Origin of the sequence: Ramlibacter sp. PS3R-8 (assembly GCF_037572435.1) — a bacterium.
Taxonomy (GTDB): Bacteria; Pseudomonadota; Gammaproteobacteria; order Burkholderiales; family Burkholderiaceae_C; genus Ramlibacter.
In genome coordinates this window covers 177,366-192,300 of record NZ_JBBHGT010000002.1, presented here as the reverse complement: position 1 = coordinate 192,300, position 14,935 = coordinate 177,366, and the positions used below count along the sequence as shown (strand labels likewise).

Annotated in this window: 14 protein-coding genes; 9 read left to right on the top strand and 5 right to left on the bottom strand. The window is 67.6% G+C overall.

Features of this window, described 5'->3' with window-relative positions; genetic code table 11:
* Positions 1 to 60: 60 nt before the first annotated feature.
* Positions 61 to 1,032, bottom strand: coding sequence for a TRAP transporter substrate-binding protein (locus WG902_RS08850; protein WP_340059655.1), 972 nt, complete (start codon positions 1,030 to 1,032; stop codon positions 61 to 63).
* 169 nt (positions 1,033 to 1,201) lie between these two features.
* Positions 1,202 to 2,884, bottom strand: a complete 1,683-nt coding sequence (locus WG902_RS08845) for an electron transfer flavoprotein-ubiquinone oxidoreductase (protein ID WP_340059654.1) — start codon at positions 2,882 to 2,884, stop codon at positions 1,202 to 1,204.
* Between the two features lie 127 nt (positions 2,885 to 3,011).
* On the opposite strand from WG902_RS08845, the gene WG902_RS08840 reads away from it, so the two are divergent.
* The 3 genes from WG902_RS08840 to WG902_RS08830 are packed head-to-tail and all read left to right on the top strand — an operon-like array spanning position 3,012 to position 5,144.
* Positions 3,012 to 3,794 carry an SDR family oxidoreductase gene (locus WG902_RS08840; protein ID WP_340059653.1) on the top strand — a complete coding sequence of 261 codons (783 nt, stop codon included), beginning with the start codon at positions 3,012 to 3,014 and terminating at the stop codon, positions 3,792 to 3,794.
* 16 nt (positions 3,795 to 3,810) lie between these two features.
* Entirely contained in the window at positions 3,811 to 4,728 is a 918-nt protein-coding gene (locus WG902_RS08835; protein WP_340059652.1) for a DMT family transporter, read from the top strand.
* Positions 4,725 to 5,144, top strand: coding sequence for an acyl-CoA thioesterase (locus WG902_RS08830; protein WP_340059651.1), 420 nt, complete (start codon positions 4,725 to 4,727; stop codon positions 5,142 to 5,144). The genes WG902_RS08835 and WG902_RS08830 overlap by 4 nt, the downstream gene beginning before the upstream one ends.
* Before the next feature lie 33 nt (positions 5,145 to 5,177).
* Here the strand turns inward: WG902_RS08830 and WG902_RS08825 are convergent, their stop codons facing one another.
* A complete protein-coding gene (locus WG902_RS08825) occupies positions 5,178 to 5,750 on the bottom strand; it encodes a hypothetical protein (protein ID WP_340059650.1) in 573 nt (190 codons plus the stop codon).
* Positions 5,751 to 5,847: 97 nt separating this feature from the next.
* On the opposite strand from WG902_RS08825, the gene clpB reads away from it, so the two are divergent.
* The 4 genes from clpB to WG902_RS08805 all read left to right on the top strand — a co-directional run bounded on the left by clpB (position 5,848) and on the right by WG902_RS08805 (position 11,012).
* A complete protein-coding gene (clpB, locus tag WG902_RS08820) occupies positions 5,848 to 8,472 on the top strand; it encodes an ATP-dependent chaperone ClpB (RefSeq protein WP_340059649.1) in 2,625 nt (874 codons plus the stop codon).
* Positions 8,473 to 8,612: 140 nt separating this feature from the next.
* Positions 8,613 to 9,278, top strand: a complete 666-nt coding sequence (locus WG902_RS08815; RefSeq protein ID WP_340060175.1) for a response regulator transcription factor — start codon at positions 8,613 to 8,615, stop codon at positions 9,276 to 9,278.
* 29 nt (positions 9,279 to 9,307) lie between these two features.
* Positions 9,308 to 10,621 carry an NAD(P)/FAD-dependent oxidoreductase gene (locus WG902_RS08810; RefSeq protein ID WP_340059648.1) on the top strand — a complete coding sequence of 438 codons (1,314 nt, stop codon included), beginning with the start codon at positions 9,308 to 9,310 and terminating at the stop codon, positions 10,619 to 10,621.
* Positions 10,622 to 10,874: 253 nt separating this feature from the next.
* Positions 10,875 to 11,012, top strand: a complete 138-nt coding sequence (locus WG902_RS08805) for a DUF3096 domain-containing protein (RefSeq protein ID WP_340059647.1) — start codon at positions 10,875 to 10,877, stop codon at positions 11,010 to 11,012.
* A 28-nt stretch (positions 11,013 to 11,040) separates the two neighbouring features.
* On the opposite strand, the gene WG902_RS08800 is transcribed toward WG902_RS08805, so the two are convergent.
* On the bottom strand, positions 11,041 to 11,823 hold the full coding sequence (locus WG902_RS08800; RefSeq protein ID WP_340059646.1) for an SDR family oxidoreductase: 783 nt from the start codon (positions 11,821 to 11,823) through the stop codon (positions 11,041 to 11,043).
* Between the two features lie 184 nt (positions 11,824 to 12,007).
* On the opposite strand from WG902_RS08800, the gene WG902_RS08795 reads away from it, so the two are divergent.
* Entirely contained in the window at positions 12,008 to 12,379 is a 372-nt protein-coding gene (locus WG902_RS08795) for a hypothetical protein (protein ID WP_340059645.1), read from the top strand.
* Between the two features lie 77 nt (positions 12,380 to 12,456).
* Positions 12,457 to 14,460: a S9 family peptidase gene (locus WG902_RS08790; RefSeq protein WP_340059644.1), complete on the top strand. Its 2,004-nt coding sequence runs from the start codon at positions 12,457 to 12,459 to the stop codon at positions 14,458 to 14,460.
* Positions 14,461 to 14,464: 4 nt separating this feature from the next.
* Here WG902_RS08790 and WG902_RS08785 read toward each other — a convergent pair whose 3' ends face one another.
* Complete coding sequence (locus WG902_RS08785; protein WP_340059643.1) at positions 14,465 to 14,935, bottom strand: NUDIX domain-containing protein; 471 nt, start codon at positions 14,933 to 14,935, stop codon at positions 14,465 to 14,467.

Sequence of the window (14,935 nt, the reverse complement as noted above, 5' to 3'; positions counted from 1 at the left end):
GCTGTCCTCGCGAAAAGGCCCGCTTGCGCGGGCCTTTCTGTCCGTCGGGAATGACGAGGTTTACTTGTAATTGCGGATCTTGTCGATGTTGGCCTTGCCGAACTGCTTCTCGAACTCGGCGTTCACCGGGGCAAGGGCGGCGACGAACTTCGCCTTGTCGACATTGTCGATCACCGTCATGCCCTTGGCGCGCAGGTCGGCCACGCCCTTGGCGTCGTCCTCGTCCACGCGGGCGCGGTTGGCCGCGGTGGCAACCTTGGCGGCCTCCAGGAAGGCGGTCTTGTCGGCAGCGGACAGCTTGTCGAACGTGCCCTTGTTCATCACGAAGATGCAGGGCGAGTACACGTGGCCCGTCAGGGTCAGGTGCTTCTGCACCTGGTCGAACTTGGCCGAGATGATCACGGACAGCGGGTTCTCCTGGCCGTCCACGGTGCCCTGCTGCAGGGCCGTGAACACTTCGGGGAAGGCCATGGGCGTGGTGATGATGCCGAAGCCCTTGTAGGCCGCGATGTGCACCGGGTTCTCCATGGTGCGCATCTTCAGGCCCTTCAGGTCTTCCGGTGCCTTGACGTCACGCTTGCTGTTGGTCATGTGGCGGAAGCCGTTCTCGGCCCATGCCAGCGCCTTGAAGCCCTTGGCGTCGAACTTGGTCAGGAGCTCGGCGCCGATGGGGCCGTCCAGCACCGCGCGGGCATGCGCCTTGTCGCGGAACAGGAAGGGCACGTCCAGGATCTTGGTTTCCGGCACGAAGTTCGGTACGGGGCCGGTGGAGGAAAAGGCCAGTTCCTGGGTGCCGAGCTGCACGGCCTCGATGGACTCGCGCTCGCCGCCGAGGGAGCCGTTGTAGAAGGTCTGGACCTTGTAGCGGCCGGCCGTCCGCTTTTCGACTTCGCGCGCGAAGGTGTCGATCGCCACGCCCTGGTGCGAGTTCTGTGCGGTCGAAATGCTGATCTTCATCGTGGTCTGGGCGCAAGCCAGCGAACTGGCCAGCAGGCCAGCGGCCATGACGGCGAAGAGTTTGTTGAACTTCATGGAGTCTCCTGAGGGGTACGGCCGAAACCCTCGATCATGCCCGACAGCCATCGGGCGCTCACCCCGGGCTTCCCCGGGTCGGTGCCCGCCGGTCTTGCAAACGGCTTACAAGCTTCGCGAGATCTGAACTGGATCCCCGCCTGCGCGGGCATGACCTGGCGTCGCCAAGTCACATGTTCGTGTAGTTCGGCCCGCCGCTGCCTTCGGGCGTGACCCACACGATGTTCTGCGTGGGGTCCTTGATGTCGCACGTCTTGCAGTGCACGCAGTTCTGCGCGTTGATCTGCAGCCGCTCGCCGCCGCCTTCGGCCTGCACGAACTCGTACACGCCCGCCGGGCAGTAGCGGCTTTCCGGTCCGGCGTACTTGTGCAGGTTGACGTTGACCGGCACCGACGGGTCCTTCAGGGTCAGGTGCGGAGGCTGGTTTTCCTCGTGGTTGGTGTTGGAGATGAACACCGAGGAGAGCCGGTCGAAGGTGAGCTTGCCGTCCGGCTTGGGGTAGACGATCGGGTGGCACTCGGCGGCCGGCTTCAGGTAGGTGTGGTCGGCGCGGTCGCGATGCAGCGTCCACGGGATGTTCCCGCGCAGCACGAACTGCTCGATGCCGGTCATGAACGTCGCGACCGTGCGGCCCTTCTTGAACCACTGCTTGAAGTTGCGCGCCTTGTTCAGCTCGGTGTAGAGCCAGGATTTCTCGAACGCCTCCGGGTACGCCGTCAATTCGTCGTGCTGCCGTCCGGCCTGCAGCGCGTCGAATGCGGCTTGCGCCGCCAGCATCCCGGTCTTGATCGCCGCGTGGCTGCCCTTGATGCGCGACGCGTTCAGGTAGCCGGCCTCGCAGCCCACCAGCGCACCGCCGGGGAACACCGTCTTCGGCAGCGACAGCAGGCCGCCGACCGTCAGCGCGCGGGCGCCGTAAGCCAGTCGCTTGGCGGGCTTGGCCCCTTCGAAGTACCAGCGGATGTTGGGGTGCGTCTTGAAGCGCTGGAACTCCTCGAACGGCGAGAGATACGGGTTGGAGTAATCCAGGCCGACGACGAAGCCGATGGCGACCTGGTTGCCCTCCATGTGGTACAGGAAGGAGCCGCCGTAAGTCATCTCGTCCAGCGGCCAGCCGGCGCTGTGCAGCGCGAGGCCCGGCTGGTGGCGCGAGGGGTCGATCTCCCACACCTCCTTGATGCCGATGCTGTAGCTTTGCGGATCGCGGCCGGCGTCGAGCTTGAAGCGAGAGATCAGTTGCCGGCCCAGGTGGCCGCGCGAGCCCTCGGCGAAGACGGTGTACTTGGCATGCAGCTCCATGCCGAGCTGGAAATTCTCGGCCGGCTCGCCATCCTTGCCGACACCCATGTTGCCGGTGGCCACGCCCCGGACGGAGCCGTTCTCGTTGTACAGGACTTCGGCGGCGGGAAAGCCGGGGAAGATCTCCACGCCCAGTTCCTCGGCCTGCTGCGCCAGCCAGCGCGTGACGTTGGCCAGGCTCACGATGTAGTTGCCGTGGTTGCCGAAGTTGGGCGGCAGCATGAAGTTGGGCACGCGCCGTCCGCCCTTCTCGCCGAGGAACAGGAAGATGTCTTCCGTCACCTCCTGGTTCAGCGGCGCGCCCTTGGCCTTCCAGTCAGGGATGAGTTCGGTCAGTGCGCGCGGGTCCACGATGGCGCCGGACAGGATGTGGGCGCCGGGCTCGGAACCCTTCTCCAGCACCACGACCGAGATCTCCTTGCCGGCCGCTGCCGCAAGCTGCTTGAGGTGGATGGCGGTGGCCAGGCCGGCGGGTCCGCCGCCCACCACCACGACGTCGTATTCCATCGCTTCGCGCGGGCCGAACTGGGCCAGGATTTCTTCTTGTGTCATGGGTCTCGTCGATAATGGTTCGCACCGGCGCGCCCGCGCGCGCATGCCGCCCGGGCTGCAGCATTCTATGCGGCGCGCCCCACGGGCGAACGACCGTTCACTTGACGAATTCTAGAGAGGACACCCAGTGGCTTACAGCATCGACTTGTCGGGTCGTGTCGCCTTCATTACAGGCGCCTCCAGCGGCCTCGGGGCCCAGTTTGCCCAGACGCTGTCGCGTGCCGGCGCGGCCGTGGTGCTGGCCGCCCGCCGCGTCGAAAAGCTCAAGGCCTTGCGCGCGCAGCTCGAGGGCGAGGGCGGCGACGCGCACGTCGTGAGCCTGGACGTGACCGACACCGACAGCATCAAGGCCGCCGTGGCCCATGCGGAAACCGAGATGGGCTCCATCGACATCCTGGTCAACAACTCGGGCGTCAGCACCACCCAGCGCATGCAGGACGTGACGGAAGAGGACTTCGACTACGTCTTCGACACCAACGTGAAGGGCTCGTTCTTCGTAGCCCAGGAGGTGGGCAAGCGCATGCTGGCGCGCGCGCGCGGCGCGGCGCCGGGCAGCTTCACCGGAGGCCACATCATCAACATCGCTTCGGCTGCCGGCCTGCGCCCGTTGCCGCAGATCGGCGTGTACGCCACGAGCAAGGCAGCGGTGATCCACATGACCAAGGCCTTCGCGCTGGAGTGGGGCCGCTTCGGCATCAACGTCAACGCGCTGTGCCCGGGGTACATCGACACCGAGATCAACCACCACCACTGGGAAACCGAGCAGGGCAAGAAGCTGGTGCAGATGCTGCCGCGCAAGCGCGTCGGCAAGCCGGAAGACCTGGACTCGGCGCTGCTGATGCTGGCCTCCGACCGCAGCCAGTTCATCAACGGCGCGGTGCTCTCCGCCGACGACGGCTTCAGCCTGTGAGGCTGCGCGCCCGCGCATGCTGACGGGCGTTCTCGCCGGCCTGGCGGCGGGCGCCCTGTGGGGACTGGTGTTCGTCGCACCGCGCATGGTGGACGGGTACGGATCGGTCGACCTGACTGCCGGGCGCTTCGTTGCCTACGGCGTCGTGTCGCTGCTGGTTGGCCTGGTCGCGCGGCGCCCGTTCCCCAACCCGTCCCAGTGGCTGTCGGCAGCCGGCCTCAGCTTGCTGGGGTTCACCGGCTACTACCTGCTGCTGGTCTTCGCCATCCGCGACGCCGGCACGGAGGTGCCCAGCCTCGTCATCGGCACCATCCCGATCTGGGTGATGCTGCTCGGCAAGCCGGGGCATTTGCGCTGGGGCGCGCTGGTGCCCGGCATCGCACTCACGGCCCTCGGCCTGTTGCTGATGATGTCTCCCGGCATGTCTCCCTCCCCCTCCGGGGGCGGGTCGGGGTGGGGGCGCTGGGGCGACGCGCACCCGCACTTCTGGCGCGGCGTGCTCTGGGCCTGCGCTTCCCTCGCGTGCTGGACCGCCTTCGCCCTGCTCAATTCCGCCTGGCTGAAGCGCCACCCCGAAGTTCGCGTGACCGACTGGGCCAACTGGCTCGGTCTCGCCACCGGTGCCGGCGCCGTGCTGTTGTGGGCCGTCGCAGGTTCGCCGTTGCCTGTCCTGCGCGCGCAGCCCGACGCACCGCTCTTCCTCGGGCTCGTGATTGCCACCGGCGCAGGCTCGGCCTGGCTGGCCACCATCCTCTGGAACATGGCGAGCCGCCGCCTTTCCGCCAGCCTGTGCGGCCAGTTGATCGTGAGCGAAACGCTGTTCGCGCTGGCGTACTCGTTCGCCTGGGACGGCCGCTGGCCCACCGCATGGCAGGCCGCGGCGGTCGTCCTGTTCACGTTGGGTATCCTCGCATCCATCAAGGCGCACCGATGAAGCTCGAACTCCCCGCCACCAGGAAGCTGGTCCACACCACGCGCATGCCCATCCGCTGGGGCGACATGGATGCGATGGGCCATGTGAACAACACGCTGTACTTCCGCTACCTGGAGATCGCGCGCATCGAGTGGTTCGGGGCCGTCGGTTGCCAGGTCAATCCGCAAGGCGAAGGGCCGGTGATCGTCAACGCCTTCTGCAACTTCCACAAGCAGCTGGAGTACCCGGGCGAGATCGAGGTGAAGATGTACGCCAGCGATCCGGGCCGCAGCAGCTTCGAGAGCTGGGTCACCATCGAGCGGGTCGACGACCCGGGGGTGATCTACGCAAGTGGTGGCGCGACGACGGTGTGGGTGGATTTCCCGAAGCAGAAGTCGGTGGCGATGCCGGAGTGGTTCCGGGAGTTGGTTTCCTGAAAGGCTGAACCGGTCCGGTATCCGATCCCGCGTTCAATTCAGATACCGCGGCCGGTTGCCATCGCCGTCTTCCGCCGCCGGCTCCGCCGCCGCCACCGGCACGAAGGGCTCGCGCCACATCGATTGCAGCAAGGCCTGGTCCAGCAGGTGCATCAGCCCCTGCATCAACTTCGGCTGCATCTCCATCTGGAAGTTGCGCGGCTTGGTGTCGCCGTTGGGCGGGCGCTCGTTGAAATTCAACCGCAGCGGCCCGCTGGCCAGCGGCGTGGCGTCGACGTCGGTCACCAGCAGCGGCTCGTCGCCGAGCGGCTGCCGTTGCTGGCCCTCCTGGTAAGGCGTGTCGAAGTCGGCGTGCTGCAGGAACTCCTCCTTGCGGAATTCCGCCAGCATCTTCTTGAGTTCCGCGTTCGCGCCCGCAAGTGATGCTCCGGCGGACTCCAGTTTGAGCAGGTGCTCGGTCAGCAGCTTCGACAGCAGCGGCCACAGCCCGACCATCAACCGGCGCGTCAGCCACATCCGCATCTCCTCGCCTTCGGTCGTGTTGACGCGCATGAGGATGCGGTCCTGCTCCGGCAGGTAGGTGACCGACATCTGGTGAATCTGCATCGAATTGATTCTAGTCACCCTGTCCGCCGGCAGGAGGCCTAGAGTCCTCTTGAAAACCCCCACGACAGGCTTATCTGCCGCGTAACGGAGTATTTCCATGCGACTCGACAAGCTCACCACCAAATTCCAGGAAGCCCTGGGCGACGCCCAGAGCCTGGCGCTGGCCAACGACCACGCCTACATCGAACCGGCCCACCTGCTGGTGGCCATGCTGCGGCAGGAAGACGGCCCGCGCCCGCTGCTGCAGCGCGCCGGCGTCAACGTGCAGGGGCTGCTGGCCGCCGCCGAAGGCGAAATGCACCGGCTGCCCCAGGTGCAGGGCCAGGAGCAGGTGCAGGTCGGCCGTGACCTCGCCGCCTTGCTGCAGCAGTCCGAGAAGGAGGCGCTCAAGCGCAACGACCAGTTCGTCGCCAGCGAGAACTTCCTGCTGGCCGTGGCGGAGACCAGGCAGGAGATCGGCCGCGTCGCGCGCGAGAACGGCCTGTCGCGCAAGGCGCTGGAGGCGGCGGTGGAGGCCGTCCGGGGCGGCCAGAACGTCAACTCGGCGGAAGCCGAAGGCCAGCGGGAGGCGCTGAAGAAGTACTGCATGGACCTCACCGAGCGCGCCCGCATGGGCAAGCTCGACCCGGTGATCGGTCGCGACGAGGAGATCCGCCGCGCCATCCAGGTGCTGCAGCGCCGGACCAAGAACAACCCGGTGCTGATCGGCGAGCCCGGCGTCGGCAAGACGGCCATCGTCGAGGGGCTGGCGCAGCGCATCGTTGCCGGGGAGGTGCCGGAGTCGCTCAAGGGCAAGCGGGTGTTGTCGTTGGACATGGCCGCACTGCTGGCCGGCGCCAAGTTCCGCGGCGAATTCGAGGAGCGCCTGAAGACCGTGCTGAGCGAGCTGGCCAAGGACGAGGGCCAGACCATCGTCTTCATCGACGAGCTGCACACCATGGTGGGCGCGGGCAAGGCCGAAGGCGCCATGGACGCCGGCAACATGCTCAAGCCCGCCCTGGCGCGCGGCGAACTGCACTGCGTTGGTGCCACCACGCTGGACGAATACCGCAAGTACATCGAGAAGGACGCCGCGCTCGAGCGCCGCTTCCAGAAGATCCTCGTGGGCGAGCCGACCGTGGAGGCAACCATCGCCATCCTGCGCGGCCTGCAGGAGAAATACGAGGTGCACCATGGCGTGGAGATCACCGACCCCGCCATCGTGGCGGCGGCGGAGCTGTCGCACCGCTACATCACGGACCGCTTCCTGCCCGACAAGGCCATCGACCTGATCGACGAGGCCGCTTCCAAGGTGAAGATCGAGATCGATTCCAAGCCGGAAGCCATCGACCGCCTGGACCGCCGGATGATCCAGCTGCAGATCGAGCGCGAGGCCGTGCGCAAGGAGAAGGACGAATCGTCGGTCAAGCGCTTCGGCCTGATCGAGGAAGACATCGCGCGGCTGCAAAAGGAAATCTCCGACCTCGAGGAAATCTGGAAGTCGGAAAAGGCGCAGGCCCAGGGCAGCGCCAACGTGAAGGAAGAGATCGACAAGCTGCGCCGCGAGATCGAGGAGTTCACGCGCAAGGGCGACTTCAACAAGGTCGCGGAACTGCAGTACGGCAGGCTGCCGGCGCTGGAAAAGCAGCACCGGGAAGCCCAGGCCGCCGAGACCGGCAAGGCCAAGAGCGGCCGGCCGCAGCTGCTGCGCACCCAGGTCGGCGCGGACGAGATCGCCGAAGTGGTGGCCCGCGCCACCGGCATCCCCGTGTCCAAGCTGATGCAGGGCGAGCGCGAGAAGCTGCTGCAGATGGAAGGCAAGCTGCACGAGCGCGTGGTCGGCCAGGACGAGGCCATCGCCGCGGTGTCCAATGCAATCCGCCGCTCGCGCTCCGGCCTGTCGGACCCGAATCGGCCCACCGGCTCGTTCCTGTTCCTCGGCCCCACCGGCGTCGGCAAGACGGAGCTGTCCAAGGCGCTGGCGTATTTCCTGTTCGACAGCGAGGAGCACCTCATCCGCATCGACATGAGCGAGTTCATGGAAAAGCATTCCGTGGCCCGCCTGATCGGCGCGCCGCCCGGCTACGTGGGTTACGAGGAAGGCGGCTACCTGACGGAAGCGGTGCGGCGCAAGCCTTACAGCGTGATCCTGTTCGACGAGATCGAAAAGGCGCACCACGACGTGTTCAACGTGTTGCTGCAGGTGCTGGACGATGGGCGCCTGACGGACGGCCAGGGCCGCACCGTGGACTTCAAGAACACCGTGCTGGTCATGACGAGCAACATCGGCTCGCACATGATCCAGTCGATGGTGGCCAAGCCGTACGAAGAGGTGAAGGAAGCGGTGTGGGACGAGCTGAAGAACCACTTCCGCCCGGAGTTCCTGAACCGCATCGACGAGACGGTGGTGTTCCACGGCCTGAGCGCCGAGCACATCGGCCGCATCGCCCGGATCCAGCTGCGGGTGCTGGAGCAGCGCCTGGCCAAGATGGACCTGCAGCTGCAGGTGTCCCCGGCGGCCCTGGAGGAACTGGCCAAGGTGGGGTTCGATCCGGTGTTCGGCGCGCGGCCGCTCAAGCGGGCGATCCAGCAGCGCATCGAGAACCCGTTGTCGCGGCTGATCCTGGAAGGGCGTTTCCCGCCCAAGAGCGTCATCCCGGTGGAGGTCGACCCGGTGCGCGAGCCGGGCGTCTTCCGCTTCGGCGATGCGCAGGACGCGCGGCGCGAAGCGGCCGCCGCGTGACAGGATGCAAAGAACTCCTACTGGTCTGTAGGAAGATGACTACGGGGTAGGCAAGCCCGGCGGTTTCCTAATGGATGTCGAGTGACCGATTCGACAGACAGGATCCAGCCGTGAAGCTGCAGCGGGCCGGCGAGCAGACGATGGAGCCCTCCGGGGGCGCCTGGCCCACCCGTGTCATCCGTGTCGGCATCGCCGACGACCATCCCATCACGCGCACGGCCTTGCGTTGCTACCTGGAAGAACAAGAGGGCATCAGCGTGGTGGCCGAAGCTTCCTCCGGCCGCGAAGCGATCGACCTCGTTCGCATGCACGCGCTCGACGTGCTGCTGCTGGACCTGGACATGCCGGGCCAGAGCGGCATCGATGCACTCACGATGATCAAGGCGAAGGCGGAGAACGTCGGCGTGCTGGTGCTCTCGGGGTATCCGGAGCACCAGTACGCCGTTCCGTTGATCCGCAACGGCGCCAGCGGTTACCTGAATAAATCATGCGAACCCTCCGAGATCACCACGGCGATCCGCCGCGTGGCGGAAGGCTCGCGCTACATCACGTCGGTGGTGGCGGAACTGCTGGCGACGCAGATGGTCTCGCCATCGCCAGGAGGCGCGCACGAGCAGCTTTCCGCGCGCGAACTGCAGGTGTTCCTGAAACTGGCGCAAGGGTGCACGCCCGGCGAAGTGGCCGCGGAACTGTCGCTGAGCGCCAAGACCGTCAGCACCTACCGCGCGCGCCTGATGCGCAAGCTGGAAGCGCACTCCAACAGCGACCTCACGTACTACGCCCTGAAGCACCGGCTGCTGGATTGACGCGGCAGCGGCGCTGCTAGACTGGATCGGTGACCCGGCGCATCGTGATCATCGGCTGCGGCTTCGGCGGCCTCGAGGCGGCGCGCGCCCTGCGCGACGCCGACGTCTCCATCACCCTCGTGGACAAGACCAACCACCACCTGTTCCAGCCGCTGCTGTACCAGGTGGCCACCGCCGGCCTGTCGGCGCCTGCGATCGCGGCCCCGGTGCGCCACCTGTTCCGCGCGCAGCCGAACGTGACCACGTTGCTCGGCGACGTCGTCGCCGTCGACGCCACGGCGCGATCGGTGCGGCTGCGCGACGGCAACGTCCTGCCCTACGACCACCTGGTCGTGGCCGCCGGCGCCACCCACAGCTACTTCGGGCGCGATGACTGGGCGGCCTTCGCGCCCGGCTTGAAAACCCTGGCCGACGCTTTCGACATCCGCCGGCGCGTGCTGCTGGCGTTCGAGGCGGCCGAGAAAGAGGTCGACCCGCAGCGCCGCGCCGCGTGGCTCACTTTCGTCGTCATCGGCGCCGGCCCGACTGGCGTCGAGATGGCGGGCACCCTTGCCGAGATCGCACGGCATACGCTGCCCGGCGAGTTCCGCCACATCGACCCCGCCAAGGCACGCATCCTCCTGCTGGAAGGCGGGCCGCGCGTGTTGCAGGCCATGCCGGAAGCGCTGAGTGCGAGCGCGCAGCGCCAGCTCGAGAAATTGGGCGTGGAGGTGCAGGTGGCGTCGCGCGTGACCGGCATCGACGCCGAGGGCCTGGACGTCCAGGCGCCCGGAGACGGCCCGCCGCATCGCGTCGCCAGCCGTTGCGTGGTCTGGGCCGCGGGCGTCGCCGCTGCGCCGCTCGGGCGGCAACTGGCGCAAGCGACCGGCGCCACCTTGGACCGCGCCGGGCGCGTCGTGGTGGAGCCCGACCTCTCGCTGCCCGGCCATCCCGAGATCAGTGTCATCGGGGATCTCGCCGCGGCGCACAGCCACCTCGCGGGGCATGCGCCGCGCCCGGTCCCCGGCGTGTCCCCTGCCGCCAAGCAGATGGGTCGTGTGGCGGCCTCGAACATCGTCCGGCGCATCGCCGGCCGGGCGACGGAGCCCTTTCGCTACCGCGACTACGGCAATCTCGCGACCATCGGGCGCAATTCGGCGGTGGTGGACTTGTGGATGCCGTGGCGGCGCGTCCAGTTCAGCGGCCGCCTGGCCTGGCTGTTCTGGCTGTTCGCGCACATCTACTTCCTGATCGGCTTTCGCAACCGGCTGGTGGTGCTCATCGACTGGGCATCGGCCTACTGGAGCTCGCAGCGCTACGCGCGCGTGGTCACCGGGATCGACCCTGCGCTGCGAGACGGGTAAAACGCGTGTGCCGCAAGAACGGCCGGAGCCCGACAACCGGACGCAGAAGACGCGGAAGTGACGCAGAAGCCGCAGAAGGAGTCAGGACGATGGTCTTGCTTCTTCAAGCCGGCATGTTCCTGGACTTCCTTTCGCGCCTTCTGTGTCACTTCTGCGCCTTCTGCGTCCGGCTGTCCGCACCCGCTTTCCACCTGCGCCCCGCGCTGTCGCGCCGAGACGCATACTGCACGCTTCCTCAACCGCTGGAGCGTCCATGCAATACATCAACCAACTCAGCCCGATCGCGGCGCTCATCGCCGGTGTCCTGATCCTGATCGTGCCCCGGCTGCTGAACTACATCATCGCCCTGTACCTGATCCTCATCGGCCTGGTCGGCCTGTTCGGCAAGTAGGTCAGCGCCGCAAGGCGGGGCCGGCAACTCAGGCCGACGGACGTTCCATGTGCTGCGCATACAGTTTCTGCATGCCCCCCAGCCACCGGTCGTAGTCCTGCCCCTTGGCCAGGAAGTACTTCGCCACTTCGGGGTGCGGGAGCGCCAGGAAGCGCTCTTCGCGCATGGTCTGCACCACCACGTCCGCCACCTGCTCCGGCGTGAGCACCCCGTTGATGCCGGCCGAGCCGGTGCCGTCGCGGGTCATGTCGGTCTGCACGGATTGCGGGCACAGGCATGACACGCGCACGCCCTTGCGGCCATACGCGATGCGAAGCCATTCGGCGATGGCGACGGCTGCATGCTTGGTCACGCCATAGGGTGCGGTCTCCACGATGTTCAACAGTCCCGCCGCGGAGGCGGTGACCAGGAAGTAGCCTTCGCCGCGCTCGACCATCTCCGGCACCACCGCCCGCGCGGCCCAGACGTGCGCCATGCCGTGGACCTGCCACATCTTGTCCCACAGCGCGTCTTCCAGCTCGATGCCGCCCAGCCGGCCCAGGATGCCGGCGTTGGAGAAGTAGATGTCGATGCGGCCGAACTGCGCGCGGGCCTGGCGGACCAGCTCCTGGATCTGCGCTTCGCTGCTCACGTCGCAGCGCACGGCGAGCGCCTGCGCGCCGATCCCGCGTGCCACCCCTTGCGCACGCTCGAGGTTCATGTCCGCCACCACCACGCCGCGCGCGCCTTCACGCGCGAACCGCTGCGCCATCCCGGCGCCGATCCCGCTGGCGCCGCCGGTCACCACCGCCACCTTGTCCCTGATTTCCATGCGCACCTCCGATGAGCCGTGAAGTATGGGCCGAGGACGGCCCGGCCGCCAGCCGCGCAGGCGACAAGGGGGTCGCCTGCACCAGGTGGGTGTCACTGCCGACACCGGCGCCACGGTGGCGTCCTACACGGTCGGGCTGGCTTCCTGCCGATCATCCATCCACCCAACAACACGGAGCAAGGGCATGACCGCCATCGCGATGGATAGCTGGCTCGACCAGGAGGATGACCCGGTGGTGACCGTCGAAGGTCGCATCGACTTCCGCGCGCAAGACGCGCACTGGCAAGGCGAGTACCAGAGCCAGCCGTACTTTCGCAACGAGTGCAGCTACGACGAAGACTACGCCCCGGCCTTCTGCGTGGGCTACATCGGCCATGCGCAGTACGGCGGCAGTTTCGACGACGCCGAGAAGTCGTTGTTTGCCAACTGGGTGCGGATCAAGGGCGATTCTCGCCTGACGGCCGACGAGGCCCTGCAGGCCATCCGCGCCGCCTGGGACCACGCTGCACCTTCCGCGGCACAGTCGACGCCGCGGCCCGGTTTCGCCACAGCCTGATCGCGTTGACGTTGGCGACGCCCGCCATCGGGCGCGTCCTACACGGCAGGGGATGAGCGCGCTTCAGCATGGTGCGCATGCCACACCAGCCCTTCGTCCCCGAAGACCTCTACTTGCACCAGAAAGTCACGGAGCTCGAGGCGGCGCCGGACGGCCAGTCCGTCGCCTGCACCGTGCGTTCCATCGACCGGGACAAGGACGACTACGGGTCCTGCATCTGGTCCCTTTCGCTCGACGGCAACCGGCGCACGCAACTGACGCGCGGACCGGGCAAGGACCAGACTCCGCGCTGGTCGCCGGACGGCAGCAAGCTGGCATTCATCTCCAACCGCGGCGGTTCACCGCAGGTGCACGTGCTGGCTGCCGAAGGCGGTGAGGCCGCCGCGTTGTCGCCGCTGCCGGGCGCGGTGTCCGACGTCCGCTGGACTCCCGACGGCAAGGGCCTCCTGGCCACTGCGTCCGTCACCGTCGACCCCGCCTGGCGCGGCCAGCGTGCCCACGGCCGCAAGCCGGCCCAGCGCAAGGTGCAGCCCATGGTGGCCTGGAAACTGCCGTACAAGAGCGATGGCGTCGGCTACATGCTGGCGCGGGAAATCCACCTGTTCCACCTCGACGTGGCGACGGGCGAGCACACGCAACTCACCGACGGCGCCTTCGACGTGATGGCTTTCGACATGGCGCCGAACGGCCGGCACATCGTCTTCACGCGCACCCGTGCGGGCCGCTTCGCGCATCGCACCGACCTGTGGGTCTGCGATGCGGACGGCAGCCGTGCCCGGCGCCTCACGGAGGACTTCGCAACGGTGATGCGTCCGCTGTGGTCGCCCGACGGCCTGTCCGTGGCGTTCTGCGCCACCATGCAGGAGGGCGATGCGCAGGCCAACCTCTACGTGCTGGAATACGGCAGCGGCCGGATTCGCCGCCTGGGCGACGAGGACCTCCAGGTCGGCGACCCCGAATCGGTGTGCTGGGACGCCGACACCCCGGCGCTGCTCTTCGCGCGGCAGCATCGGGGACGCCACCACGTCGTGCGCATCTCCGCGGACGGCAAGCAGCTCGACCAGCTGGTCACCGGCGACCGCCAGATGGGCGCCTTCAGCGCCGCGGCCGGGTCCCTCTTCTACGCGAACGAGCATCCTTCGCAGCCCAGCGAAGTGCACGCCTGCGTGGCAAGCGCGCCGCGCGAGCACCAGCTGAGCGACTTCAATCCGTGGTGGAAGGAGCGCATGCCCATCGTGGCCGAGGCCCGGACCTTCGACGTCCCGGACGGCCGCGGCGGTACGGAGACCATCGAAGGCTGGCTGTTGCGCGCCGAAGGCAGTGATGGGCCGCACCCGCTGCTGAACGACATGCATGGCGGCCCTGCGGCGTTCGCGCTGCTGGACTTCGACACCAACGTGTATTGGCACGTGTTGTGCTCGCGGGGCTGGGCCGTGCTGGCGCTCAACGCGGTGGGTTCCGCCAGCTACGGCCGCGAGTTCTGTGATCGGCTGGCCGGTCACTGGGGCGAGTACGACCTGCCGCAGCACCTGGAGGCCTTGCGCCAGCTGCGGGAGCAGGGCGTTTGCGACGACCGCATCGCGGTGGCCGGCAAGTCCTATGGCGGCTACCTCAGCGGGTGGGCGATCGGCAACACGGAGTTGTTCCGCGCTGCGGTGGTGATGGCGCCCGTGGGCAACATCGAGACGCATTACGGCACTTCGGACGGCGGCTACTACGCCGACCCGTATTACATGGGGACCCCCGAGTCGTTCGATCGCGGCCTGGCGACGAAGCTTTCGCCGATGGCAAACGTGGAGAAGGCGACCACGCCCACCTTGTTCATGCAGGGCGCGGACGACGAACGCTGCCCGAAATGCCAGTCCGAGGAGCTGTTCGTGAGCCTGATGTGCGCCGGCACCACGCCGACGGAACTGGTGCTGTATCCGGGGGAGGACCATCACTTTCTCGGTGAGGGGGCGCCATCCGTGCGCGAAGACGCCGCCCACCGCATCATCGACTGGATCGACGCGCACGTGCGCGACGCGCCGGCGCCGTTGCGCCGGGAGCACCAGGTGCCCGCGACGCAGGAAGCCGGCTGATTCTTCAGCCGGCCGCGGCGAGCAGGGCCTCCAGTGCGTCGATGAAAGGGGCCTGTCCCGGCAGCAGCCTGGCGCGTGCCTCCGCCGGGCCGAACCAGGCGACCCGGTCGATCTCCGGGAAGCTTTGCGTGCGGCCGGACCGCGGCGGCCACTCCATCTCGAAGGGGTTGCTGACCAGGCGCTGGGGATCGGCGTCGCCCTCGAAGGCCCACGCGGTGATGCGCTTGCCGCTCTTCTGCTTCAGTTCACCGAGCGGCAGGAAGGGCGGCACGCTGGCAAAGCCGGTCTCCTCCTCGAATTCGCGGCGCGCCGCCGCCAGCGGATCTTCGCCCTCGTCGATCTCGCCCTTGGGCAGCGTCCAGGACGCCGCATCCCGGCGCGACCAGAAGGGACCGCCGGGATGGGCCAGCAACACCTCCACCGTCGCGCCTCGGCGGCGGAACATCAGCAAGCCGGCACTGCGGACGATGGCCAC

What these genes read in the sequence shown, in the direction of transcription:
- WG902_RS08850 (WP_340059655.1), bottom strand. Translation starts at nt 1,032, where the DNA reads ATGAAGTTCAACAAACTCTTCGCCGTCATGGCCGCTGGCCTGCTGGCC.
- WG902_RS08845 (WP_340059654.1), bottom strand. Translation starts at nt 2,884, where the DNA reads ATGACACAAGAAGAAATCCTGGCCCAGTTCGGCCCGCGCGAAGCGATG.
- WG902_RS08835 (WP_340059652.1), top strand. Translation starts at nt 3,811, where the DNA reads ATGCTGACGGGCGTTCTCGCCGGCCTGGCGGCGGGCGCCCTGTGGGGA.
- WG902_RS08830 (WP_340059651.1), top strand. Translation starts at nt 4,725, where the DNA reads ATGAAGCTCGAACTCCCCGCCACCAGGAAGCTGGTCCACACCACGCGC.
- WG902_RS08825 (WP_340059650.1), bottom strand. Translation starts at nt 5,750, where the DNA reads ATGCAGATTCACCAGATGTCGGTCACCTACCTGCCGGAGCAGGACCGC.
- clpB (WP_340059649.1), top strand. Translation starts at nt 5,848, where the DNA reads ATGCGACTCGACAAGCTCACCACCAAATTCCAGGAAGCCCTGGGCGAC.
- WG902_RS08815 (WP_340060175.1), top strand. Translation starts at nt 8,613, where the DNA reads ATGGAGCCCTCCGGGGGCGCCTGGCCCACCCGTGTCATCCGTGTCGGC.
- WG902_RS08805 (WP_340059647.1), top strand. Translation starts at nt 10,875, where the DNA reads ATGCAATACATCAACCAACTCAGCCCGATCGCGGCGCTCATCGCCGGT.
- WG902_RS08800 (WP_340059646.1), bottom strand. Translation starts at nt 11,823, where the DNA reads ATGGAAATCAGGGACAAGGTGGCGGTGGTGACCGGCGGCGCCAGCGGG.
- WG902_RS08795 (WP_340059645.1), top strand. Translation starts at nt 12,008, where the DNA reads ATGACCGCCATCGCGATGGATAGCTGGCTCGACCAGGAGGATGACCCG.
- WG902_RS08790 (WP_340059644.1), top strand. Translation starts at nt 12,457, where the DNA reads ATGCCACACCAGCCCTTCGTCCCCGAAGACCTCTACTTGCACCAGAAA.